The organism is Flavobacterium ustbae (assembly GCF_003946915.1).
Lineage (GTDB): Bacteria > Bacteroidota > Bacteroidia > Flavobacteriales > Flavobacteriaceae > Flavobacterium > Flavobacterium ustbae.
In genome coordinates this window covers 207,401-231,867 of the sequence record NZ_RPOC01000002.1, presented here as the reverse complement: position 1 = coordinate 231,867, position 24,467 = coordinate 207,401, and the positions used below count along the sequence as shown (strand labels likewise).

The following is a 24,467-nucleotide window of genomic DNA, read 5'->3' as shown; positions in this document are numbered from 1 at the left end:
AATCTCTAAAAAAAAAGAGTCTTAATATTCGCATACATTTAATGAAAAACTACACATCTAGCCTAAAATTATTTCTTTATAGATACTTTTTAATTTTTATACTTTATCAAATTTGTAATATTTTATTTTATAGTTTAAACTCTCAATACTTTGATAGTATAGCAATAAAAGATATTTTAGGAAGCCTTTTATTTGACTTTTCAGCAATTTCGTATATTACTTTAATTTTCTTGATTGCACATGCGATTCCTGGAAATTTTAAATATCGTCGACTCTATCAGACTACTTTAAAAATTTCTTTCTTTACCCTTAATCTTTTGTTTATTGCATCAAATCTTATAGATATTGTGTATTTCAAATTTACAGGAAGAAGAAGCACATTTAGCATGATTACTGCAAAAGGAATGGAAAAAGAAGCATTAGGATTGCTTTTTTCTTTTATAAAAGAATTTTGGCACATCCCTTTATTATTTATCATCCTCAGTATTGCTTTTTGGAAATCAATACCTGATTTTAAAAATAGAAATGAAATAAAAAGATTTACATCAGAAAAGTTCTTAAAACAATCTTTTTATCTTCTCACCTCCGTTTTTTTACTCTTAATAATTGCTCGCGGAGGATTTCAAAAAAAACCTCTCAGAATTGTAGATGCAGCTAAATATAGTTCTCTAAATAACGCTCCACTTATTTTAAATACACCTTTTTGTATTCTAAAAACAATATCACAAAAGGAAGATATTGAGAAAGCTAATTATTTCAATAAAAACGAACTTGATTCTATTTATAAACCAGTTCTATCTTTTAAAGAAACAAAATCAACTAATAAAAAAAATGTTGTAATAATTATTCTGGAAAGCTTTGGTCATGAAAACATTAGCAAAAAGCAAACACCTTTTTTAGATTCTTTAATAACCAAATCTTATTATTTTAAGAACGGATTTGCTAACGGAAAAGTTTCTATCGATGCAGTTCCATCGATTATTTCCAGCATACCCAGTTTAATGAATAATTCTTTTATAATTTCTAGTTACTCTTTAAATAAAACAAATAGTTTATCTAAAATTCTTAAAAAAGAAGGATATAGCACTTCTTTCTTTCACGGCGCTTTTAACGGAAGCCAGAATTTTGATCAATATACAAAAGCCGCAGGATTTGAAAAATATTACGGCAAAGATGAATATGTTGGAACCGAAGCTTTTGACGGAAAATGGGGGATTTTTGATGAAGAATTTTTACAGTTTTTTGCTGGAAAACTATCTAGTTTTAAAGAACCTTTTTTTAGTTCTATTTTCACTATTTCGTCTCATAATCCGTACACGATACCAGAACGATACAAAAATAAATTCCCTAAGGGAACAACAGTAATACAACAAAGTATAGCATATACCGATTATTCTTTGAAACTTTTTTTTGAAAATGCAAAAAAGCAAAAATGGTATAAAAACACATTGTTTGTAATCTCCGCAGATCATACCTCTGCAGAAGGTCAATCGGAAATTGATAAAACCATTATTGGTAAATTTCATATTCCCATTTTATTCTTCGACCCAGGCAATCCAAACTTTTCTGGTGTGAACGAAAAGAATTTTCAGCAAATCGATATTATGCCAAGTGTAATAGATTATTTAGGTATAAAAACAGATTTAATTTGTTTTGGAAAAAGCTATCAGGATTCTAAAAATTTTGCTGTATACTATTTACAAGGTATTTATCATTGTATTGTTGATGACTATTATCTTGCTTTTGCTAATAATCAAGTAATCGGATTATACAATTGGAAAACAGATCCTTTATTAAAAATCAACATACAAGGCCAAAACCCACAAAAAACTAGCGAAATTTCTAATTTCTTAAAAGCTTACATACAGTCATTTAATGAAAGGGTTATTGAAAACAAACTCGCTCTATAATTTATTTTTTTGCTGATTTTGAAGCTTTATAAGCTTAGCATATTTCATATAAGAGAAAAAAGCCTGAATCATAGCAATCGACAATCCATCCAGACCATTGAAAATTCCTTTTTTAAAGAAATAACAGCGAATAAAAGCTACAGTTCCGTTTAGGACAGGTTTAAAAGCATTTATTCTTTTTCCTTGATCAAACAACTGTTGTGCATGCCAGCCAGAATACTGATTCTTTTTTGCAATAATCTGATCGAAAGAATCCCATCCGTAATGCAAAATATGTACTGCAACCTTTTTTTCATTCTGAGTTACAATTTTCTGATGCACTTTAGAATCTGAAGGATGTGCTGTTTGTTTATTAAAGAAACGAACTTTGTGATCTGGATACCAACCTGAAAAATCAATTAATTTATCGGCTAAAAAGTTTTTAACTCTAAAGCTAAAAGCATCATAATTTCCTTCTAAATATTTTTTATTTAGAATAAATTCCTCAGCATCTTTGTCTAGAAATTCATCTGCATCAAGGTTTAAAATCCAGTCGTTTTTACAAAAAGGCAATCCGTGTGTACGCTGCGGGCCATCTCCTAAAAATGCCTGCTGAATAACCTGCGCCCCTTTTTCTTTAGCAATTTCTACTGTGCGATCTTTACTGAAAGAATCTACAATAATTACTTCGTCACAAACTTTAAATAAGGCATCTATACATTTTCCAATGTTTTTTTCTTCATTGAAAGTAATAACCAAACCGCTAATTCCCATTGTTAATTTTAATTTGTTGAGCACAAAAATATAACTTTTTAATTTAGTTTAATCTTATTACCGCCATCACTTGTACACTTCGTAAAATAGTTTGTATTTTAGCCTTCTAATTGAACAGAACCCAAATGAGAATATTAGTCATTCAACAAAAAAGAATCGGAGACGTCTTAACCAGTACAATTATTTGTAATAATCTAAAAGCCAAATTTCCAGATTCTACAATTGACTATATGTGTTATCCTAATTCGATCGATGTTCTGAAAGAAAATCCGAATATAGATAACATTATTCCGGTAACTAATAAAATTCGAAAATCGACTCTTGGGTTTATTAAATTCATTTTTGAGATTCGAAGAAAAAAATATGATGCTGTAATTGATGTTTACAGCAAATTAGGGACAAATCTTATAACATTTTTTTCTGGCGCAAAATATAAAGTTTCGTACCATAAATGGTATTCTAATATTTTTTACAATTATAGCTATGAGCGTTTTGATGCTATAAAATCAGAATATGGTCTTGCAATTGAAAACCGATTATTGCTTCTTAAACCTTTTTTTACAGAAAAAATAAGAAATGTAAAACCGAAAATCTTTTTAAAAGAATCTGAAATTACAGAAGCAAAAAATATTTTAAATAGCTACAATATAGATCCTGAAAAACCGCTAATTATGTTTGGAATTTTAGGAAGCGAGCATTACAAAACCTATCCGCTTGACGGAATGGCAAAAATTATTGATTTTACAGTAGCCAAAACAAACGCTACTATTCTCTTTAATTATATTCCGAATCAGAAAGAACAAGCTTTGGAGGTTTATAATCATTGTTCTGAAGAAACCAAAAAACATATTATTTTCGATTTGTATGCTACAGATTTACGTCAGTTTTTAGCAATACTTTCTCAATGCGAAATGCTGATCGGAAACGAAGGTGGCGCTGTAAATATGGCAAAAGCCTTAGAAATTCCGACTTTTTCTATTTTTACTCCTTCTGTTAGAAAAGAAACATGGCAATTATTCGAAAATGAAGCCAAAAATGTTTCGGTTCATTTAAAAGATTTAAAACCAGAAATCTACGAAAAACATACAGAACAATATATAAAAGAACATACTTTTGAATATTATGCTGAATACCCGTTGGAACTTATACTCAAAAAACTAGAGACTTATTTTCAAGAATATAAGAATTGAAAAAGTAAAGACTCCGACAATGAACAGTGAAAAGCAAAAATTATCAGTATTGATTATTACGCTTAATGAAGAACGGCATATACAATCGCTCCTTGAAGATATTGATTTTGCTGATGAAATTATTGTTGTTGATTCTTATAGTACAGACAAAACAGTAAGTATTGTAGAATCTTTTAAAAATGTAAAACTCATTCAAAATCGTTTTACCGATTATACCTCACAGCGAAATTTTGCAATAGATCAAGCTAAAAATTCTTGGGTTTTATTTATTGATGCCGACGAAAGATTAACACCCGAATTAAAACCTGAAATCGTTGCTGCAATTAATTCTGAAAACGCTGCAAGCGCTTATTTTATCTATCGCATTTTTATGTTCGAAAACAGCAGGTTGAATTTCAGCGGTTGGCAAACTGATAAAATTTTCAGACTTTTTAATCAATCAAAATGCCGATACAATGAGGAAAGAACCGTTCATGAAAAGCTAATCGTAAACGGATCTATTGCTACTTTAAAAAACAAAATCATACATTTTTCATATTCTTCTTATACAGATTATCAATCGAAAATGTACAATTATGGAATTTTGAAAGCCAATGAAAAATTTGCAAAAGGAACAAAACCGTATTTCTTACTGCAGATTCTTCATCCTTTGTATACTTTCTTGTACCAATTTATAATCCGTTTTGGTTTTCTGGACGGAAGAAAAGGTATTATAATATGCTATTTGAATGCGTATAGCGTTTTTATTCGCTATAAAGAATTGCGACGCCTTACTTCTTCCAAAATTTAAGTTTCTTTTTTAGACGTTTTTTTCTGTAAAACTTCTCTTGAAAATCTGAAGTATCTCTCCATAAAGTTTCGAAAATCTTCTCTTCAGGTTCTGCATAAAATTTTGCATATTCGTTACTCATTTCAGCCACCATTTCTTTTAACGGAGTTAGTCTAGATAAGTTTTTCATACGCATTTCAAAAGACATTGAATTATGAAATTCCATTCTATTCAAATCTACCAGAAAGAAATCATAATTTCCGCTGTCGTTCTTTTTTATCAAAGTATTTCCTGGCGAATGGTCTAAAAATTCAATTCCTTTTTCGTGAAGATCAAAACTAAATTTTGTAAACTGTCTTAGGATATTTTCGCGATCTGGAAAATCGGGAATTTCTACTAATTCTCTAAAAGTAAGATCACATTCTAAATGTTCGCTTACATAAAAGCTTTTTTCTAAACCTATTATAGATGAAAACTCAGCAAATGCAATAGGTTTTGGAGTTCCGACACCTAATTGCAATAATTTATTGGCAAACTCAAAAGAACGTTTTGCTTTTGATTTTCTGAAGTATTTATAAGCGATTTTGTTTATAAAGTGCGGAATTTTAAACGATTTTATGTTTATTTTTTTATCGTTTAAATCAAAAATTTTAATCTGATTGCGCTGTCCATTACCAAAAATTGTCCCTGAAAAATTAAAATTTTCAATTAAATTTTCGATTTCCTTACTGTTATAAGTTTTATCAATTTCGAATTTCATAGTTCCTGCTTAAATGCATCTTATATTAAACCTTTTTAAATAAAAACTTAAACCACTGACCAAAGTTTTTCTTCCATAAAAATGAATTTGAAAGCTGTAATTCATTCTCGGCTTGAACAATATTTTTTATTTCAGCAATATTTTTAGTCGGAAAAAAAGACAGCTTTTTCCATCTTTCTGGTTCTATATAGTAAAAGTTGCTATATTCTTTATAATTGCTTTCATTTACTGTAATCCACTTATTTAAAAAATCTTTATTGGTTTCTTTATTATGTCCCCAATTTTCAAATTTAAAACGCAGCTCTTCTTCTGTTCGTGATAATGATTCATGCAAGACCAGATTATTAGTATAAATAACCTGCCCTTTTACCCTTCTACCATTAACATATTTTGGGTTGTTTGTGGCAAATATAGCCTTTGTTGGTTTATTTACATACAAAATTCCATTTGGAGTATATTTGTATAAAATAAGCCAAAAAGCAGCAATCTGAATTGGTTTTCCGTGCGGATTTTCTATATACGAATTGTGTTTTCTAAGATCTTTAACAAAATTACCAAAGTCAACAAAATACTCATCGCAATCAATTTGGATCAGCCAGTTTCCTATTCCCATTTTTTCAGAAAGCATTTTTCGCTCTCTAATTTCACATTGCATTGTCGTAAAAGTTGGCACATAAAAATCATCTTCATAAATTACAACTTTATGATCCACATCAAATACTTTAATCCATTCAAAAAAAGACTCTTCAATAGTAAAGTATTCTCCATTCCAAGTTCTTCTATTTTTATCAATAGCTAAAAAAACATTGTCCGCTTCCTTATATACTGTTGGCAAAGAGTTTTTTAACAATTCATAATCGTAAGAAACAAGATACCCAACATTTATTTTTCCTTTCATAAACTTTTAGTGAAATTTGCCGCAATGTAGCAATAAATATCTACTTTTATCGCATGAAAAAAAAATATGACTATTTAATCGTAGGATCGGGATTGTTTGGCAGTGTGTTTGCCTGTGAAGCACTAAAAGCTGGAAAAAAATGTCTCGTAATTGATAAGAGAAACCACGTTGGAGGAAACGTGTTTTGTGAAAATATAGAAGGTATTAATATTCATAAATATGGAGCCCATATATTTCATACCAATGATAAAGATATATGGGATTATGTAAATGGAATTGTAGAATTTAATAATTTTACCAATTCGCCTTTAGCGTTATCAAAAGGAAAATTATACAATTTACCTTTTAACATGAATACTTTTTATCAGCTTTGGGGTACAAAAACTCCGCAGGAAGCTAAAGCTAAAATCGAAGAGCAAATAGCTATTTATGGCGTAAAAAATCCGCAGAATTTAGAAGAACAAGCTTTAAGTCTGGTTGGAAAAGATATTTATGATAATTTCATAAAAGAATACACGGAAAAACAATGGGGCAGAAAAGCCACAGAATTACCTTCTTTTATTATCAAAAGAATTCCGATTCGTTTTACTTTTGACAACAATTACTTTAACGATACTTATCAAGGAATTCCGAAAGGCGGCTATAACAAATTAATAGATGGATTGCTGCAAGGAATTGAGGTAATTAAAGACACAGACTTTTTTTCTGACAGACAAAAGTTTACAGAACTTGCAGATAAAATTGTCTATTCTGGAAAAATAGATGAATATTTTGATTATAATTTAGGAGTTTTAGAGTATAGATCACTATCTTTTGAAAATGAAATTCTTGATAAAGAGGATTTTCAAGGAAATGCCGTTGTTAATTATAGCGACACTACGTACGATTTTACAAGAATAATTGAGCATAAACATTTTGAATTTGGAAAACAAGGCAAAACGGTAATTACAAAGGAATATCCTAAGGAGTGGACTCCGTCTACCGAAGCTTTTTATCCTATCAACAATGAAAAAAACCAAGCCTTATTTGAAAAATATAAAAAATTGGCGTTGAATGAAAAAAATGTAATTTTCGGAGGTAGATTAGCAGAGTACAAATATTATGACATGCATCAAGTAATCGCCCAAGCATTAACAAGATCTAAAAAAGAATTGAAAAATGATTAAAGTTTTTGTAGTAACTCACAAAGAGGATGCTATTTTATCCAATGATGTTTTAGTTCCAATTCAGGTTGGAACTAATGAAGCTATTTCGCCAACTACTATAAGAGACAATACTCTTGATAATATTGCTTCAAAAAATAATAATTATTGCGAATTAACAGCCGCTTACTGGATTTGGAAAAATATTAAAGATGTTGACTATGTTGGAATATGCCATTATAGAAGATATTATAATTTTTATAATGAATGGTATAATTTGAAGCCTTCAAAACAGAAAAAAATTACAATTAAGGATTTCAAAAACACCAAACTATTCAATACTTCTTCTGCCAAATTAGAAAAAAAGATCGCATCTATTCTTTCTAATTATGATGCAATTCTATGTATACCCTATAAATTCAAAACTTCAACTTTGACTCAGAACTACTGCGATGATCACAGAAGCGAAGATTGGGAATTAACCAAAGAAATAATTGTAAAAAGGCATCCAGAGTACAAGGACAGCATTACAAAATTTTTAGATGAAGGAATCACTTTTCACATTGGAAATATGATGATCTGCTCAAAAGAAAAATATGATGCTTATTACAGCTGGCTGTTTCCGATACTTTTCGAACTTGAATCAAAAATTACAATTCCAGAAGATCCTTATCAGGCAAGAATTTTTGGCTTCATCTCAGAAAGGCTAATAAATCTCTACGTATATCATAATAATTTTAAAATTAAAGGAGTTCCGTGCTATAAGATTACAGACCTTTAAAAGAGAGAATTAAGGCTGAAAAAAATTATCGCTTTTCTTTTAAAAGAGCTTTACTGAAATTATACTTTTTTATTTATTAAATAACATCTTCTCAAAAAGAATTACTTTTGCATTTGCATAATTGAAGCGAAATTAAAAAATAAAATGAACGAGGAAATCATCAACGCGTACGAAGTAATTAAGAACGGCGGCATAATATTATACCCGACAGATACCGTTTGGGGAATTGGCTGCGATGCCACAAATCCTGAAGCTGTTGCTAAAATATACAAACTAAAACAGCGTGCAGAAACACAAAGCATGATTGTTTTAATGAATGGTGAAAAGATGATTTACAATGTTTTCAAGAACATACCAGAAGTTGCTTGGCAAATCTGGGATTTATCTGAAAAACCAACCACTTTAATTCTTGACGATGCTAGAAACGTTGCGCCAAATATTATTGCAGCAGACAAATCTTTGGGCGTTCGTTTAGTTAAAGAACCTTTCTGTTATAAATTAATGGAAAGAATGAAAAAACCATTGGTATCAACTTCCGCAAACATTTCGGGTCAGCCTACACCAATTGCTTTCAAAGACATTAGCCCTGAGATTGTAAATGGAGTTGATTATGTTGTAAAATTAAACCAAGACAAAATAAACGGAAAATCTTCTACCATAATCAAATTAACCAACGATTCTCAGGTAAAAGTTATTCGTAAATAAATTTTAGATTGTAGATTTTAGAATTTAGATTAAAAAACTTAGCTTCTTAGCACCTTAGTCGCTTAGCATCTTAAATCACTTTCAAATTTTCAATCATCCAATCGATATCTTCTTTGGTGTTGTAATGACTAAATGAAATTCGGAGATTTGGCAATTTTAAATCAGTCTCCGAAAGCATTTCATTTAAAACATGCGAAGGTTTTATACTTCCAGATTGGCAGGCGCTACCTCTAGAAACGGCAATCCCTTTCATATCTAAACTAAAAAGCAGCATCGAAGTTTTGTCTGATGAAAATGGCAGAATGATATTGATGATATTATAAAAATCGTCTTTCTTTCCGTTAATTCTAAAATCTGGAAAATGAACTTCCAATTGTTCAATCAGATAATTTTTCAATCCTAAAATATAGGCTCTTTCTTCCTCTAGTTTTTCATACGAAATAGATAAAGCTTTTGCCATTCCGGCAATCTGATGCACAGGTTCGGTTCCTGCACGAAGACCTTTCTCCTGCTCGCCTCCAAAAAGTAATGGCTGTAAACCAGAGTTTTTTCTAACAAAAGCAAATCCGACACCTTTTGGTCCGTGAAATTTATGCGCACTAGCCACAATAAAATCAACAGGAATCTTTTGCAGATCGATTTCAGTTTTTCCGATAGACTGAACAGTGTCTGAATGAAATAAGGCATTATATTGCTTGCAGATCAAACTTACGCGATCTAAATCTAAAACAGTTCCTGTCTCGTTGTTAACGTGCATTAAACTAACCAAAGTCTTTTTTTCGTCGGCCAATAAATTGGATAAATGCGTTAAATCTAAGCTTCCGTCTGCATTTACCTTAACGTAATCAACCTGAACTTTATATTCTTCCTGAAGCACCCAAACGGTATGTAAAACGGCATGATGTTCTATTTTAGAAGTAATAATTCTTTCTACTTTTAAATCTTCAACAGCAGAACGCAAAATCCAGTTGTCGGCTTCGGTGCCACCAGAAGTAAAAATTATTTCTTGAGCCGTGCAGTTTAAATGTTTGGCAATGCTCTTTCTTGAAAGTTCTAATATTGTTTTACCATTTCGTCCAAAGCTATGCGTAGACGATGGATTTCCGTAATCCTCAAGCATTATTTTCGTCATTTCCTGAATTACTTCAGGACGCATTGCTGTTGTTGAGGCATTATCTAAATATACTTTTTTCATCGCCGTAAAGTTAAGAAATATCAATTGTCAAATCTTACATATCATTTGGCAATTTTTTCACTATTTTTGACCAAAATTAATATTACGATGAAAAAATATGCTGCTCTCCTATTTTTCGCTCTTTTCTTAAATGGGTGCGATGATGGAGATTTAACTGTAGACAAAATAAATTTTGCAGAAGTTACAGATTCTCAAGCCTGTGATCCTGAAACGAATACCTTAATTTATAAATTAAAATCTCAGGAAGCTCTTTTGCTTCAAATGCCAGAAGGAGCAATTAAAAATGACCAAGGAACAGAAATTTACACTATCGATGCAAATGGATCATATCGTGTGGTTTACAGAGCTTATGACGGAACAGTTGCAACAGCAAATATTTGCGGTGCGATTCCGCCTACTACTCCAAGAGTAACTGAAGAATGGATTGGAGTTGAAGGTTTAATTGAAATTGAAACGACTCAGTTAGTTGATACAAGTGCAACTGATGGAAGCACAAGAATAAAAGGTTATGAGCATAGTATTATTTTTAGAAATATATCATTTCAAAAACCAGCGGGAATTCAAGTAGAACCAGAATTTGTTTTTGGAACTTACAATACCAACATAACACCTGCAAATTTAACTTTTAGAACAGATCCGAATAATGCCGCTTATGAGTGTCAGGATATCAAAAAAGTCTACAATTACAATAATACATTCTATTTATCAATTGACGATATAGATCCTAAATTGCTTGTTAATGAGGCTACTCCAAGCAACGAGCCACGCACAAGTCCGATTACAGCTACTCAAAATAAAGTATTTTACAAAACAGCAAAAGAAGGAACTGGCTCTATTACTCCAGCCTTTATTTGCGCCGCAGTACAGCCAAGTGCTCCTGCTATTGAAGAAACTTGGACAGGCCAGCTTGCTGTAGGAAATCAAAGCGGAATTATTGAAGTAACAACAACTGTTACCGCAGGAGTTTTCACTCACACCATCGTGCTTAGAAATGTAATTTTAGAAAAAGGAAAGAGCAGTTTCAAACTTGGGAACAGTTTTCTCCTTGGAAAAATTGTTCGAACTGGAACCAACTAAAAGCATCTTTTTTTAAAAGAAACCATAAAAATAATTCTTACAAAAAAACGTCTGTTTTTTGAAATGATTTTACAAAGAAATCAGAACAAAAACAGACGTTTTTTTATGCTTTAAAATTAAGCTTTTACGGTCAAGAAAAGCCTCTTTATTTATTATTTTGCCTTATATAAACTTCGGTTGCCCCAAGACCATATTTTTGATAATTGGCATCTTGAAAATCAATTCCGTCATAACGGCCGAGTAAAAAATCAAGTTCTGCTTTTAAAATCCCTTCGCCAACACCGTGAATAAAAACGATTTTTGGAATGCGGTTTCTTATCGCAAATTCGATATGTCTTTTCGCCGTTTCGGTCTGAAGCGTCAAAATATCATAGTTAGACATACCTCGTTTATTTGGAACTAATTTTTCGATATGCAAATCAAATTCGGGAACGCCAACATCTCGTTTTTCTTTCTTTTCTTTTACAAAACTTCTTGGTTTGGGTTCGATTTTATCTTTTGAAGCTTGATCTAAATCAACTCTTTTAATAGAATTCATTAAATCACTGGTTTCTTGCAATTTAATCAATTCATTGACAAAAAATGTCATCATAAACCCATCCTCTGTTTCAATTAAAACTTCTTTGTCTTTAACCGAAACAACTGTTCCGTTTATGGCTTCATCGAGTACAGAAACCTTATCTCCTTTTGTCAGCATCCTACTCTTCTTTATCGTTATGTTTACTTGGTGTTTTTGCACTCAGTTGCATCATTCCGAACATAAAAACCACAATTGCAGCAATCATGATATAGATGTTTTTTTCTTCCGAAACCTGTTCATAAAGTGCAACCGAAATCGCAAGAATCATTATTATTATTTTAAAAACTTTCATCTGTTTCCTATTTTAAGATTTCAAAAATATAAAACTTTCAACTACTACTTCTATAGTGCTTCAAAGCTTTGTCATATTTTTTTAGTAAAATTGCAAAAAGATCTGCCATGAGTTTAGAGAAATATATGATTCCCTGCATGTTCAAAACCATCTTCGGTTTTGACTGTTTAGGATGCGGATTTCAGCGTTCTCTATTCTTACTTTTTCAAGGCGAATTTTCAGCGGCGTTTAAAATGTACCCGGCCATCTACACCTGCCTTCTGCTAGGCATTTTTATCGCGTTTCATTTCTTAGATAAATCAAGAAATTACAAAAAACTAATTTGGAAAATAACAGTGGTCAATTTCATTTTCATGCTAGGCGGCTACTATTTTAAACACTTTTATTTCTGATTTTAGATTTTAGATTTTAGATTTTAGATTTTAGATTTTAGATTTTAGATTTTAGATTTTAGATTTTAGATTTTAGATTTTAGATTTTAGATTTTAGATTTTAGATTTTCTAAAATCGCTACGCTCTTTTTTGGAATTTGGTCCCGAAGCCTCGGGATAAAAAATTGAAATTTCACACCATATTATTTCTTAATCTGATCCAGAATATCATTCATCATTTCGATTTGAACTTTCTGAATTTCGATTAATTCTTGTTGCTGATGCATAATTAAATGATCGATTTTATCATGAATTAGTCTAATCTCCAGTTCCGATTTCAGATTAATCATATAATCTTTTTTAGCTCGATTTCGATCTTTTTCTTCCTGACGATTTTGGCTCATCATAATAACGGGCGCTTGCAAAGCGGCAACACAGGAAAGAATCAAGTTTAGGAGAATAAACGGATATGGATCAAAACCTTTATTTAGAAAAATATAAACATTGGAGATAATCCAAATTGAAATAAAAATAACGAAAGAAATAATAAAAGTCCAGCTTCCTCCAAAATCTGCCACTTTATCGGCGATTTTTTGTCCTAAGTTTCTATTTTCTTCTTCATCTTCAACAATACTTACGATCGATTTATCTTCTTTTAATGACGAAATAACGTTTTTCTCCATGGCAGAAAGCGCTCCAATTTCAGTAGAAAGATAATTGGAAATGTATTTTTGGCGATACACATTCAACTCGTTTATAGAAATGCAATCTTCTTCACTAAAATCAGGATATTCTTTTTTAATTAATCCCAAAATAGGATCGTGAATTGCTCTTCCGTAAATTTTCTCATTTTCGCTTAAAGAAAGCCCAGAAATAGCACTTTTGAATGTGTGGTTATTTTCCATTTTGATATGTTTTGAAAGCTAATTTACGTAATTAACTTTTTAAGAATTACATAAAAAAGAACCGTTTAGATTTTGTATTTTATCACAAATCTCACTTTGCAAAGAAAATTTCTTTAGTTAAATCGTGATTTTATTTCCAAAAAACGCCTTACTTTTAACGTTCCAAAATTATTCATTCATTTTTACCATTGTGACAAAAGACAATATCATACAAAACATAAGAGCTTTAAAGAGCCATTCACACATAAATTACGGCATTAAAACCAAAACAGAAGACTTTACAGAAAAGCTTTTTTATACCCTGTTTGATTCGAATGCAGCACTTGACGAAAGCATTGATGAACTAGAATTTCGTTTTAAAGAAATTGCTGTTTTGGCCTGCAAAAAACCACAAAATTTATGCGAATCGATTTGGGACCGATTTTTAGAAAAATTGCCTGGAGTTTTAGAAAAACTAAATCAAGATGCCGAATATATTCTTGAAAACGATCCCGCTTCAAACAGTATTGACGAAGTATATTTAGGTTATCCCGGATTTTACGCGATCGCAATTTACAGACTGAGCCACGAATTATACCATCTCGATTTGTTGCTTTTTTCTCGATTAATGAGCGAATACGCGCATAGAATTACAGGTACAGATATTCATGCTGGTGCCGATATCGCATCGCCATTTTTTATAGATCACGCAACGGGTATTGTAATTGGCGAGACTACTGTAATCAAAAAACATGTAAAAATTTATCAAGGAGTTACGCTTGGTGCTTTAAGCGTAAGTAAAGAGATGAAAAACGCCAAAAGACACCCAACTGTAGAGGCTAATGTCTGCATTTATGCCAATGCTACAATTCTGGGAGGAGAAACTGTAATTGGAAAAAACAGTATTGTTGGAGGAAATGCTTGGATTACAAAATCGATTCCCGAAAATTCTATTGTGATGAACACCACGACTACTGAAGTTAAAATCAAAGAAAAAAAATAACATGAATTCACATAAATTATTAAACCTAATTGGCAATACTCCGCTCATGGAAACCGTCAATCTAGTTCAAAATAAAAATGTAAAACTTTTGCTGAAACTGGAAGGAAATAATCCTGGCGGAAGCGTAAAAGATAGAGCCGCATACAATATGATTGCCGCAGCATTGGAAAGAGGCGACATCAAAAAAGGAGATAAATTAATTGAAGCAACCAGCGGAAACACTGGAATTGCTTTGGCAATGATTGCCCAATTATTTGGTATCGAAATAGAATTGGTTTTACCTGAAGATTCTACAAAAGAGCGTACTCAAACTATGCGTGCTTATGGCGCTACCGTGATTCTTACGCCTGCGAGCGAAGGAATTATTGGGTCTAGAGATTATGCAGATAAAAAAGTAGCACAAGGTGGTTATTTGATGCTGAACCAGTTTGCCAACGATGACAACTGGAAAGCACACTACAAAACAACTGGCCCTGAAATATGGAATGACACTGATGGAACGGTAACTCATTTTGTTTCGGCTATGGGAACAACGGGAACGATTATCGGAACTTCTACTTATTTGAAAGAAAAGAATCCAAATGTGGAGATTGTTGGCGCACAGCCAAGCGACGGTTCTCAGATTCCTGGAATCCGTAAATGGCCGCAGGAATATCTTCCTAAAATATTTGATGCTTCTAAAGTGGATACAGTTGTAGACGTAAGCGAAGAAGAAGCGCGCGCCATGACCAAAAGATTAGCCCTTGAAGAAGGTGTTTTTGCAGGAATGAGCAGCGGAGGTTCTGTTGCTGTTGCCTTAAAAATTGCCGAAAAATTAGAATCTGGCGTTGTAGTTGCCGTGATTTGCGATAGAGGCGACAGATATTTGTCTTCGGATTTATTTGATTGATTGAAAAAAGGTACTAAGCTTCTGAGATGCTAAGCTTCTAAGATTAAAATCTTAACTGTTTAGGCTTAGTGGCTAAAAAAGCCTTAGCGCCTCAGAAACTTAGTGCCTTAGAACCTTAAAAGAAATGAAATGAACTACAGAAAACTAGGAAAAACAAACTTCAATATATCTGAAATTTCTCTTGGGACTTGGCAGGTTGGTGGGAAATGGGGATCGGGTTTTGATGATAAAACAGCCGATGAACTTTTAAATACCGCTATAGATAATGGTGTAAATTTTATTGATACTGCCGATGTTTATGAAAACGGCTTAAGCGAAACTGCTGTTGGAAGAGTCGTTCGTTCTCGTTCTGAACGAATTTTTGTAGCTACAAAATGCGGACGCCAGATTAATCCACATGTTAATGATGGATATACGCCTAAAGTGCTTCAAAAATTTATTGAAGACAGTTTAAAAAGAACAGGATTAGAAACACTAGATTTAATTCAATTGCATTGTCCGCCGACTGAAGTGTATTATCGTCCAGAAATATTTGAACTTTTTGACCGATTAAAAGATCAGGGCAAAATTCTTAATCTTGGCGTAAGTGTCGAAAAAGTTGAAGAAGCTTTAAAAGCAATTGAATATTCTAACGTAACAACGGTTCAGATCATTTTTAATTTGTTTCGCCAGCGTCCTTCTGAGTTATTTTTCTCGGAAGCCAAAAAGAAAGATATCGGAATCATTGCGAGAGTTCCTTTGGCAAGTGGACTTTTAACCGGTAAATTCGATTCAAAAACCACTTTTGATCCTCAGGATCACCGCAATTTTAATCGTAACGGAGAAGCTTTTGATAAAGGCGAAACATTTTCTGGAATTGATTATGAATTAGGATTGAAAGCGGTTGAAGAATTAAAAGCGCTATTTCCAGAATCAGAAAATCTGGCTGCAATTGCGCTTCAATGGATTTTAAGTTTTAATGAAGTAAGCTGTATTATTCCAGGCGCTTCAAAAGTTGATCATGTTTTGTCTAATTTATCAGTTTACGACACTCCAAAATTAACTTCTGAGCAAATTACTGCAATGAATAAAATTTACAATGATTTAATCAAGACTTCTGTTCATCAGCTTTGGTAAAACATTAAAAAAATAAGGCTGTCAGGAATTAAATCTTAACAGCCTTTATTTTTAATTAGGAATCAAATTCAATTCTAAATTCTGCGCCTTTATTTTTTCCTTCACTAGAAGCCGTCAACCGTCCATTATTTTTTTCAATAATTTTTTTGCACAAATACAGCCCAATTCCAGTAGAACTTTCGCTAGCAGTTCCGAGTCGGCTCATTTTGGTGAATTTTTTGAATAATTCTTCAATCTGGTTTTTATCAAATCCAATTCCTTTATCTTGTACTGTCAAAATCAATTTTGAATTTTGAGAAAAGATTCTGACTTTGATTTCGCTATCAAAATAAGAAAACTTAACAGCATTGCTTATTAGATTTACCAGCACTTGAACCAAAAGCCCTTCATCTATTTTCAGATTTGCTTCAGGACATTCTACAGCCAAATCGAGCTTTATATTTTTATCAAACAAACGCTGTTCGACTTGTTCGTTGATAAAAGGAATAATATTAGAAAACAAAACCTTTTTAACCTCATGATTTACTTTTACAATTTCGTCTTGCTCTTTTAGCAATTTGATAAAATTCTCAATATATCTAAACTGGAGATCAGTAGATTCGCAAATCAATTGGGCTAGATTTTTAACCGATTCCGACGGATTTTCGCTTATAATCAGTTTAGCCAAACCTTGCGGATTTCCTGCAAAATTCTTCAAATCATGCGAAAGCATATAAATAAGATCTTGTTTTTCATTAATAAAATTCTCAGCCTCATTAATAGATTCCTGTATATTACATAAAAGCATTCCTGCCTCGTCTGTATATATCGTAGGAAGAACAGATACTTTTCTTGAAATTCTATAGTCATCTAAAGCTTTTGAAGCCGTTGCGATTGGTTTTATAAGTCTATTTAAAACCAAAAGTGTTATTGCCGTTGCTAGCAATGTCATAATTAAAGAAAAAACAAGAATTGATGCTGAAGAAACTTGATGTTCGAAAAACAAAACAAAAAATAGGATTCCGATTAAAGGGATATGGATACCGATAAAAGCAACAAATAAAAATTTAAAAGCATAACTTTTTTTAAGAAAGCTAATTTGTGAGAGTTTGTGATACAACTTCATACAAAAGAAACTGATAAGCGTAGGTTAATATGTAATTCTATAGGGTTTATTACTAAAACAAAATTAACTTTTATACCCAATTAAACTAATATTTTGAAGAATTTCTAAATTTTTTCTAAAATTAAATTTGTAAAAGTTTTCAAAGGCTTATTTTTGCGCTATGGGAAGAAAAAATACAGACAAAATTGTCTTTCATCAAATCGAGGTTCTTGATGCCGGTGCAAAAGGAGTTTCGGTAGCCAAAGCACCTGACGGAAAAGTAATCTTTATTCCGAATGTCGTGCCTGGAGATGTTGTAGACGTGCAGACATTAAAAAAAAGAAAGGCTTATTACGAAGGTAAAGCTGTAAAATTTCATGAATTATCTAAATATAGAGTAGATCCAATTTGCGAACATTTTGGAGTGTGCGGAGGTTGTAAATGGCAAAATATGAAATACGGCCAGCAGCTTGCATTTAAACAAAATGAAGTTAAAAATCACTTACAAAGAATAGGAAAAATTGAACTTCCAGAATTTGAAGACATTTTAGGTTCTGAGAAACAGTTTTTCTATAGAAATAAAATGGAATTTTCTTTCTCTAACAGTCGTTGGCTTACAGAAAAAGAAATAGGAAGCACAGAAGATCTAGGAAACAGAAACGCTTTAGGTTTTCATATTCCGAGAATGTGGGACAAAATTCTAGACATTAACAAATGCCATTTGCAAGAAGATCCTTCAAATGCCATTAGAAACGAAATCAGAGCTTTTGCAAACGAACATAATTTAGCGTTTTTTAATCCGAGAGAACATTCTGGATTATTAAGAACCGTAATGATTCGTACCGTTTCTACTGGAGAAATTATGGTCTTAATTCAGTTTTTTGAAGAAGATAAAGAAAACAGAGAATTAATTCTTGACCATTTATACGAGAAATTCCCTCAGATTACTTCATTACAATATGTTGTAAACGGAAAACCAAATGATACTATTTACGATCAGGATGTTATTCTTTATAAAGGAAGAAATTACATTCTAGAAGAAATGGAAGGTTTAAAATTTAGCATTAATGCAAAATCTTTCTACCAAACCAATTCTGATCAAGCTTATGAATTGTACAAAATAACTCGAGATTTTGCTGGTCTTACAGGAAATGAAGTGGTTTATGACTTGTATACAGGAACAGGAACTATTGCTCAGTTTGTTTCTAAAAAAGCAAAAAAAGTAATTGGAGTAGAAAGTGTTCCTGAAGCAATTATTGACGCTAAAGCCAACGCAGAACGCAATAATATTACAAATTGTGAGTTTTTTGTTGGTGATATGAAAGTGGTCTTTAATGAAGCTTTTATTGCACAGCATGGCAAACCAGACGTTATTATTACAGATCCGCCTCGTGACGGAATGCACAAAGATGTAGTAGAACAGATTTTAAAAATTGCTCCAGAAAAAGTCGTTTATGTAAGCTGTAATTCTGCAACTCAGGCACGTGATTTGGCTTTAATGGATGAAAAATACAAAGTGACTCGTGTGAGACCTGTAGATATGTTTCCGCAGACGCATCATGTTGAAAATGTTGTACTTTTAGAACTTCGATAAAAAATACATGAAAAAAATAATCGCTATTTTACTGCTCTTTACTTTTGGCTTATCAAGCTGCGAGAAAGATGATATTTGTGATGCCAATACACCAACTACACCAAGATTGGTGATTACATTTTATGATATTGCCAATCCGACAAAAACTAAAAATGTAACCAACTTAAAAGTTATTGGTGATGGAATGGAACAGGGAATTGTATTTAATGAAAACTTAGCTGTTGACGATACTTTAAGGTACGTAACCAGCGGAAGCACCGTTTCACTTCCTTTAAAGATAAATGACAGTACAACAACTTTCAAGCTTATTTTTGATTCTTTAAATGCAAATCCTGCAGCAGTTAATACCGATGTTCTTAAATTTAACTATACTGCACAAAATGTATATGTTTCAAGGGCTTGTGGCTTTAAAACTATTTTCCAGCTTGCAAATAATGACCCTTTTATTCAAACTGATCCAGATGGAGATACTTTTTGGATGACTCAAATTAATTTAGAAAACCCTAACATAGAATCTGAAGATGAAACACACATCGAAGTTTATTTCTAGTCTTTCATTCTTGTTTTCAATGTTTTTAGGTTATGCTCAGGATGTACCTGAGATTTCTAAAAATTTGGATTCAACAGTGACTCAAAAGCCAAAGACAGAAACGGTAAAAACGGCTAAACCTGAAATTAAGGAAGCTCCAAAGGAAATTCTAACAGACAGCGTTGTAAAAACAGATCGATACGGACTTCGTGTTGGTGTTGATTTATACAAACTTACTCGCGGACTATATGACAAAGATTACAAAGGAATCGAGTTTGTTGGAGACTGGCGCTTAACAAAAAAATATTATTTAGCAGCCGAATTAGGTTTCGAAGATAAAACTACAGAAGACGACCGTTTGACTTCTTCGGCTACTGGAACTTATGTTAAAGCAGGTTTTGACTATAACTTTTACCAAAACTGGCTTGATATGGAAAATCTGATCACAATAGGAATGCGTGGTGGATTTAGTACTTTTAGCCAAGAGCTGATTAATTATAAAATCTATAATCCTAATCCGTATTGGGGAGAATTGCCACCAATAAATGAAGGTCAAAAGTACAGCGGACTTACAGCAGCTTGGATTGAAGTTGCATTGGGATTAAAAGCAAAAGTTTTTAATAATGTTTTTGTTGGTTTTGGTGTCCAACTTAAACTTTTGGCTATGAATAAAGAACCTGGCAATTTTGAAAATCTATATATTCCAGGATTTAACAGAACGTATGACGGAAGTTTTGGAGTCGGATTCAACTACACGGTTTCTTACTTTATTCCGATTTACAAGAAAAAAACAATGGCATCTGAAAATGCCAAAATAGAAGAAGCGAAGAAAAAGAAAAAGTAGTTTTTTTTTAAGCTACTAAGGTACTAAGGTGCTAAGGTGCTAAGGTGCTAAGTTAAAAAAGCTTCAAATTCAAGAAATTGAATTTGAAGCTTTTTTATTTTACGACACTAAAAGAAAACCTAGAACCTTAGTGCCTTAGCGCCTTTTTTTAAGCTAACTGAAAGTCAATCGCTGCTTTTGTATGTATTATGGTATCAAAAATAGGAACACTTAAATCGCCTTCTTTTATTACCAACGGAATTTCGGTACATCCTAAAATAATTCCTTCTGCACCTTTTTTGATTAATTCATTTGCAATTTCTAAATAGCGTTTTTTCGTTTCCTCAGTTGCAATTCCTCTCCCTAATTCTTCAAAAATAGTGTAGTGAATAAAATCTTTAATTTCTTCGCTTTCGGGAACTATCGTTTCGATTCCTTTATCAGCAAGTTTATCTTTAAAGAAATCTAATTCCATTGTAAATTTCGTTCCCAGCAAACCTACCTTTTTGATTTGTTTTTTCTGGATTTCAATTGCCGTTTCTTCTGCAATATGAATAAGGGGAATTCCAATAGCCTGTTGTAGTCTATCAGCAATTAAATGCATCGTATTGGCACATAAAACAATAGCTTCTGCCCCTCCCGATTTTAAGCTTTCTGCTGCTTTGAGAAGCATTAAAAAAGTAGAATCCCAGTCATTGGCATCGTTATTCTTTTTAATATCGGCATAATTAAAAGAGTAAATTAAACACTCAGAGAAATTGAGTCCGCCGAGTTTTTCATTGATTCCTTTATTAATTAAAGTGTAATAATCTGAAGTAGAAACCCAGCTAATTCCGCCAATAAGTCCAATTTTCCTCATATAACCATTTTTATATTATTGAATTTCTTTGATTCCTTTTATAAAAAGCCATTTCATAAAAAGCTTTTCACCGTCTTTAGTTCTCACTGCCTGAAATTTAGGCCCAACAATAGTTCCAATTACAAATGCCGTCAACGGAATCCAGATTCCTGTTAATCCTGTGTAGGCCGCAATTAAAAATCGAAAGGCAATAAATAAGATTGCAAAAGCTGCTAATTGATATAAAAAAGCTCGTAGTTGTAGTTTTGACATTTTTTTTAAAGTTGCTAAGCTACTAAGGTTCAAAGTTGCTAAGGTTTTCCTAACAGCTTGAATCCTTAAAAGCTTACATTATTATTCTTTTTAAAGGCGCTAAGATGCTAAGGTTCTGAGCTACTAAGTTTTTTAGCTTAGTACCTTAGCATCTCAGCACCTTAGAAGCTTACACTTGAAATTTCGTTCTCTTACTTCCTTCGTACATTTCGTATTTAACCAAACGTGCTTCAAGGCTTCCGTTGAAAAGTTTGATTTTTCTTGAAGGTTTTAACCCAACGAATTTTAAAGCTTCTAGATTCGCTGTAATAAACCAAGCATTTGTTCCTGGATAATTTTTCTTTAAAGTATCTCCAATACTCGCGTAGAATCTTTCCATGTGAATATCTAAACGCTCATCGTAAGGCGGATTGAAAACAATATGCAGTTTACCTTCTGTTTCTTTTTCGGTATCGAAGAAATTGTCTTCGGCTATGGTAACGTAATCTTCAAGATTAGCATTTCTGATATTGTCTTTGGCTTTACTGACAGCACTTGGCGCTTTATCAAAACCTTTTATCGTATAATGAAATTCCCTTGTTTTTTTCATTAAACTATCCACAATGGTATCAAACAGATCATTATCCCAATCTTTCCATTTTTCGAAAGCAAATTCTTTTCTGTTTATGTTTGCCGGAATGTTGCAGGCAATCATTGCTGCTTCTGCCAAGAAAGTTCCAGAACCGCACATTGGGTCCAGAAAATGAGTTTGTCCGTCCCAGCCTGATAATAAAAGAATTCCGGCTGCCAAAACCTCATTAATAGGCGCAATATTAGTCGCTGTTCTATAACCTCGTTGATGTAGCGAAGCTCCAGAAGTATCTAAAGCTACAGAAACCTGATCTCTATCGATATGAATATTAATACGTAAATCTGGATGCTGTTTATCTATACTTGGTCTTTGCCCTGTTCTTTCTCTAAACTGATCTACAATGGCATCTTTACATTTCTGAGAAACAAATTCAGAATGATTGAAATAAGTAGAATGCACCGTTGCATCGATCACAAAAGTCTGATTGGCATTTAAATACTTCGACCAGTTTACTCCCGAAATACCTTTATACAAAGCCTGCTCATTGTTTGCTCTAAAGGAATAAATTGGTTTTAAGACTTTAAGGGCAGTACGCAAAGACAAATTGGCTTTATACATAAAACCTTTATCTCCTTTAAAACTTACCATTCTCACGCCCTTCTCAACATCCTGAGCTCCAAGAGTGCGCAATTCTTTTTCTAATATTTCTTCAAAGCCAAAAAAACATTTGGCAACCATTTTAAAATTTTCTTCCATTTCTTTTTAAATTAAAAAAAGCCAATCGCTATAGAATTTTATTATACTGGTATAAAATACGTATCGAAGCGAAATAGTTATTTTTCGGCAAAAATACACTAAATTTGCCGGACTTTGAATTAATTGAAATAGAATAAATGTCTGAAAAACATAACGCATCTATCCCGAATCAAGAAGGCGACGATCAAAACTGGTATACTTCATGGTTTGATACGCCCTATTATCACATTCTTTATAAGGATCGAAATTATCGTGAAGCTCAAATTTTCATGGACAATTTAACGCATTATCTGAACTTGCCTGAGAAAGCAAAAGTTTTGGATTTAGCTTGCGGAAAAGGCCGTCATTCTATTTATTTAAATCAATTGGGCTACGATGTTTTAGGAGCCGATTTGTCTGAGAACAGCATTGCCGAAGCCAGCAAAAACAGCAACGAAACACTTCATTTTAAAGTGCACGACATGCGCGAACCTTTTGAAGAAAAATTCGATGCCATTTTCAATCTTTTTACAAGTTTTGGCTATTTCGAAAGCGACGATGACAACCTTACAACTTTAAAAGCTATTAAAGAAAGCTTATCTGAATATGGTTTTGCCGTTATTGATTTTATGAACGTGACAAACGTTATTGAAAACCTTGTTCCTGAAGAAGTGAAAACGGTTGACGATATTGATTTCCACATTAAAAGATATGTTGAAGACGGACATATTCTTAAAGAAATTGATTTTGAAGACAAAGGCCGAAAATATCATTTTACAGAAAAAGTAAAAGCACTAACTTTGAAAGACTTTCAGGATTTAATGGACGAAGCCGGAATTTTTCTTCTCGACATTTTTGGAGATTACAAACTCAAAAAATTCCACAAAACCGAAAGCGAAAGATTAATCATGATTTTTAAATAGATTTAATCGTTCAACCGTTAATTTGTTTAATCGCTAAACAGACTGACAGAAAAATCGATTAAACAATTAAACAAAAAACGATTAAACAAAAAGAATGAATTATCTACTACCCTTATTTTCTGTACTTTTAGGATATAGCGTGGCTTTGTTTATAAAACCAAAAAACAAAACCAATTTAAAATTACTGCTGGCCTTCAGCGGTTCTTTTTTATTGTCATTAACCGTAATGCATCTATTGCCTGAGGTTTACAAATCGCACAGTCATAGTATTGGAATCTTTATCATGGTCGGAATTTTATTCCAGATCGTTCTTGAATTTTTCTCAAAAGGCGCCGAACACGGACACGTTCACGGACATGCAAAAATGTCTCAAATTCCCTGGCTTTTGTTTATCAGTTTGTGTATTCATGCCTTTTTAGAGGGTTTTCCTGTAAGCCATCATCACGGTTTAGCAATCGGAATCGCCATTCACCACTTGCCAATTGCGGTAATCTTAACGACATTTTTCATTAATGCCGATTTAAACAAAAAAGCCATTTTCGCCTTCATGCTTACTTTTGCCATTATGACACCGCTAGGAACCGTGGCTTCAGAATATTTGCCCTTTTTAAGTAAATATTACACCGAAATAACAGCAATCGTAATCGGAATTTTATTTCACATTTCCTCAACAATTATTTTCGAAAGCAGCGAAGGACATAAATTCAACATTGCTAAAGTTTCTATGATTGTTTTAGGGATTTTATTGGCTTTCTTTTTATAGTCCTTAGTGCCTAGCTCTT

27 protein-coding genes are annotated in these 24,467 nt (G+C 32.5%); 16 read left to right on the top strand and 11 right to left on the bottom strand.

Going from position 1 to position 24,467, the window contains the following annotated elements; all coding sequences use genetic code 11:
- Nucleotides 1-41: 41 nt before the first annotated feature.
- Nucleotides 42-1,910, top strand: a complete 1,869-nt coding sequence (locus tag EG814_RS04930) for an LTA synthase family protein (protein WP_125719509.1) — start codon at nucleotides 42-44, stop codon at nucleotides 1,908-1,910.
- On the opposite strand, the gene EG814_RS04925 is transcribed toward EG814_RS04930, so the two are convergent.
- Nucleotides 1,905-2,663, bottom strand: a complete 759-nt coding sequence (locus EG814_RS04925; RefSeq protein WP_125719812.1) for a glycosyltransferase family 2 protein — start codon at nucleotides 2,661-2,663, stop codon at nucleotides 1,905-1,907. The genes EG814_RS04930 and EG814_RS04925 overlap by 6 nt on opposite strands.
- Before the next feature lie 125 nt (nucleotides 2,664-2,788).
- On the opposite strand from EG814_RS04925, the gene EG814_RS04920 reads away from it, so the two are divergent.
- Both EG814_RS04920 and EG814_RS04915 read left to right on the top strand, forming a co-directional pair.
- The gene (locus tag EG814_RS04920) at nucleotides 2,789-3,853 is read left to right on the top strand and encodes a glycosyltransferase family 9 protein (protein ID WP_125719507.1); all 1,065 of its coding nucleotides are present in this window, start codon (nucleotides 2,789-2,791) and stop codon (nucleotides 3,851-3,853) included.
- A 19-nt stretch (nucleotides 3,854-3,872) separates the two neighbouring features.
- Entirely contained in the window at nucleotides 3,873-4,643 is a 771-nt protein-coding gene (locus EG814_RS04915) for a glycosyltransferase family 2 protein (RefSeq protein ID WP_125719505.1), read from the top strand.
- Here EG814_RS04915 and EG814_RS04910 read toward each other — a convergent pair.
- Nucleotides 4,624-5,382, bottom strand: coding sequence for a lipopolysaccharide kinase InaA family protein (locus EG814_RS04910; protein ID WP_125719503.1), 759 nt, complete (start codon nucleotides 5,380-5,382; stop codon nucleotides 4,624-4,626). The genes EG814_RS04915 and EG814_RS04910 overlap by 20 nt on opposite strands.
- Nucleotides 5,383-5,407: 25 nt before the next feature.
- Nucleotides 5,408-6,280, bottom strand: a complete 873-nt coding sequence (locus tag EG814_RS04905) for a hypothetical protein (protein ID WP_125719502.1) — start codon at nucleotides 6,278-6,280, stop codon at nucleotides 5,408-5,410.
- Between the two features lie 53 nt (nucleotides 6,281-6,333).
- Here EG814_RS04905 and glf point away from each other — a divergent pair, with 53 nt between their 5' ends.
- The 3 genes from glf (at nucleotide 6,334) to EG814_RS04890 (ending at nucleotide 8,908) form a co-directional block, all read left to right on the top strand.
- Nucleotides 6,334-7,446: a UDP-galactopyranose mutase gene (gene glf, locus EG814_RS04900; protein ID WP_125719500.1), complete on the top strand. Its 1,113-nt coding sequence runs from the start codon at nucleotides 6,334-6,336 to the stop codon at nucleotides 7,444-7,446.
- Complete coding sequence (locus EG814_RS04895; protein ID WP_125719498.1) at nucleotides 7,439-8,203, top strand: DUF4422 domain-containing protein; 765 nt, start codon at nucleotides 7,439-7,441, stop codon at nucleotides 8,201-8,203. The genes glf and EG814_RS04895 overlap by 8 nt, the downstream gene beginning before the upstream one ends.
- 144 nt (nucleotides 8,204-8,347) lie before the next feature.
- Nucleotides 8,348-8,908, top strand: coding sequence for an L-threonylcarbamoyladenylate synthase (locus tag EG814_RS04890; protein ID WP_125719496.1), 561 nt, complete (start codon nucleotides 8,348-8,350; stop codon nucleotides 8,906-8,908).
- 70 nt (nucleotides 8,909-8,978) lie between these two features.
- Here EG814_RS04890 and EG814_RS04885 read toward each other — a convergent pair whose 3' ends face one another.
- Nucleotides 8,979-10,103, bottom strand: coding sequence for a cysteine desulfurase family protein (locus EG814_RS04885; RefSeq protein ID WP_125719494.1), 1,125 nt, complete (start codon nucleotides 10,101-10,103; stop codon nucleotides 8,979-8,981).
- Between the two features lie 87 nt (nucleotides 10,104-10,190).
- Between EG814_RS04885 and EG814_RS04880 the strand changes: the two genes are divergently transcribed.
- Entirely contained in the window at nucleotides 10,191-11,180 is a 990-nt protein-coding gene (locus EG814_RS04880; RefSeq protein WP_125719492.1) for a hypothetical protein, read from the top strand.
- 145 nt (nucleotides 11,181-11,325) lie between these two features.
- Here EG814_RS04880 and EG814_RS04875 read toward each other — a convergent pair whose 3' ends face one another.
- Together EG814_RS04875 and EG814_RS20960 are read right to left on the bottom strand one after the other, a co-directional pair.
- Nucleotides 11,326-11,877, bottom strand: a complete 552-nt coding sequence (locus EG814_RS04875; RefSeq protein ID WP_125719490.1) for a Smr/MutS family protein — start codon at nucleotides 11,875-11,877, stop codon at nucleotides 11,326-11,328.
- Nucleotide 11,878: 1 nt separating this feature from the next.
- Complete coding sequence (locus EG814_RS20960; protein ID WP_164515275.1) at nucleotides 11,879-12,052, bottom strand: hypothetical protein; 174 nt, start codon at nucleotides 12,050-12,052, stop codon at nucleotides 11,879-11,881.
- 107 nt (nucleotides 12,053-12,159) lie between these two features.
- Here EG814_RS20960 and EG814_RS04870 point away from each other — a divergent pair, with 107 nt between their 5' ends.
- Nucleotides 12,160-12,444 carry a DUF2752 domain-containing protein gene (locus tag EG814_RS04870; protein WP_125719488.1) on the top strand — a complete coding sequence of 95 codons (285 nt, stop codon included), beginning with the start codon at nucleotides 12,160-12,162 and terminating at the stop codon, nucleotides 12,442-12,444.
- Between the two features lie 182 nt (nucleotides 12,445-12,626).
- Here the strand turns inward: EG814_RS04870 and EG814_RS04865 are convergent, their stop codons facing one another.
- A complete protein-coding gene (locus tag EG814_RS04865) occupies nucleotides 12,627-13,328 on the bottom strand; it encodes a DUF1003 domain-containing protein (protein WP_125719486.1) in 702 nt (233 codons plus the stop codon).
- A gap of 190 nt (nucleotides 13,329-13,518) precedes the next feature.
- Between EG814_RS04865 and EG814_RS04860 the strand changes: the two genes are divergently transcribed.
- The 3 genes from EG814_RS04860 to EG814_RS04850 all read left to right on the top strand — a co-directional run bounded on the left by EG814_RS04860 (nucleotide 13,519) and on the right by EG814_RS04850 (nucleotide 16,315).
- Complete coding sequence (locus EG814_RS04860) at nucleotides 13,519-14,310, top strand: serine O-acetyltransferase (protein ID WP_125719810.1); 792 nt, start codon at nucleotides 13,519-13,521, stop codon at nucleotides 14,308-14,310.
- Between the two features lies 1 nt (nucleotide 14,311).
- Nucleotides 14,312-15,199 (top strand): cysteine synthase CysM, encoded by an 888-nt coding sequence (gene cysM / locus EG814_RS04855; protein WP_125719484.1) that lies wholly within the window; start codon nucleotides 14,312-14,314, stop codon nucleotides 15,197-15,199.
- A 129-nt stretch (nucleotides 15,200-15,328) separates the two neighbouring features.
- Complete coding sequence (locus tag EG814_RS04850) at nucleotides 15,329-16,315, top strand: aldo/keto reductase (protein WP_125719482.1); 987 nt, start codon at nucleotides 15,329-15,331, stop codon at nucleotides 16,313-16,315.
- 55 nt (nucleotides 16,316-16,370) lie between these two features.
- Here EG814_RS04850 and EG814_RS04845 read toward each other — a convergent pair whose 3' ends face one another.
- The gene (locus EG814_RS04845) at nucleotides 16,371-17,246 is read right to left on the bottom strand and encodes a sensor histidine kinase (RefSeq protein WP_235830913.1); all 876 of its coding nucleotides are present in this window, start codon (nucleotides 17,244-17,246) and stop codon (nucleotides 16,371-16,373) included.
- A 334-nt stretch (nucleotides 17,247-17,580) separates the two neighbouring features.
- Here EG814_RS04845 and rlmD point away from each other — a divergent pair, with 334 nt between their 5' ends.
- Genes rlmD through EG814_RS04830 form a run of 3 tightly spaced genes read left to right on the top strand, consistent with a single transcriptional unit; the run spans nucleotide 17,581 to nucleotide 20,366 of the window.
- A complete protein-coding gene (rlmD, locus tag EG814_RS04840; RefSeq protein WP_125719477.1) occupies nucleotides 17,581-18,993 on the top strand; it encodes a 23S rRNA (uracil(1939)-C(5))-methyltransferase RlmD in 1,413 nt (470 codons plus the stop codon).
- 7 nt (nucleotides 18,994-19,000) lie between these two features.
- On the top strand, nucleotides 19,001-19,543 hold the full coding sequence (locus tag EG814_RS04835; RefSeq protein WP_125719475.1) for a DUF6452 family protein: 543 nt from the start codon (nucleotides 19,001-19,003) through the stop codon (nucleotides 19,541-19,543).
- Nucleotides 19,515-20,366 (top strand): DUF6048 family protein, encoded by an 852-nt coding sequence (locus EG814_RS04830; protein ID WP_125719473.1) that lies wholly within the window; start codon nucleotides 19,515-19,517, stop codon nucleotides 20,364-20,366. Before EG814_RS04835 ends, EG814_RS04830 begins: the two co-directional genes overlap by 29 nt.
- 148 nt (nucleotides 20,367-20,514) lie before the next feature.
- Here EG814_RS04830 and EG814_RS04825 read toward each other — a convergent pair whose 3' ends face one another.
- The 3 genes from EG814_RS04825 to EG814_RS04815 form a co-directional block, all read right to left on the bottom strand.
- Nucleotides 20,515-21,204 (bottom strand): aspartate/glutamate racemase family protein, encoded by a 690-nt coding sequence (locus EG814_RS04825; protein ID WP_125719471.1) that lies wholly within the window; start codon nucleotides 21,202-21,204, stop codon nucleotides 20,515-20,517.
- A gap of 15 nt (nucleotides 21,205-21,219) precedes the next feature.
- Nucleotides 21,220-21,456, bottom strand: coding sequence for a hypothetical protein (locus EG814_RS04820; RefSeq protein WP_125719469.1), 237 nt, complete (start codon nucleotides 21,454-21,456; stop codon nucleotides 21,220-21,222).
- A 169-nt stretch (nucleotides 21,457-21,625) separates the two neighbouring features.
- Nucleotides 21,626-22,783: a THUMP domain-containing class I SAM-dependent RNA methyltransferase gene (locus EG814_RS04815; protein ID WP_125719468.1), complete on the bottom strand. Its 1,158-nt coding sequence runs from the start codon at nucleotides 22,781-22,783 to the stop codon at nucleotides 21,626-21,628.
- A gap of 137 nt (nucleotides 22,784-22,920) precedes the next feature.
- Between EG814_RS04815 and EG814_RS04810 the strand changes: the two genes are divergently transcribed.
- Both EG814_RS04810 and EG814_RS04805 read left to right on the top strand, forming a co-directional pair.
- Nucleotides 22,921-23,685 carry a class I SAM-dependent methyltransferase gene (locus EG814_RS04810; RefSeq protein WP_125719466.1) on the top strand — a complete coding sequence of 255 codons (765 nt, stop codon included), beginning with the start codon at nucleotides 22,921-22,923 and terminating at the stop codon, nucleotides 23,683-23,685.
- 94 nt (nucleotides 23,686-23,779) lie between these two features.
- Complete coding sequence (locus tag EG814_RS04805) at nucleotides 23,780-24,448, top strand: ZIP family metal transporter (RefSeq protein ID WP_125719464.1); 669 nt, start codon at nucleotides 23,780-23,782, stop codon at nucleotides 24,446-24,448.
- The last annotated feature ends 19 nt before the right edge of the window (nucleotides 24,449-24,467 follow it).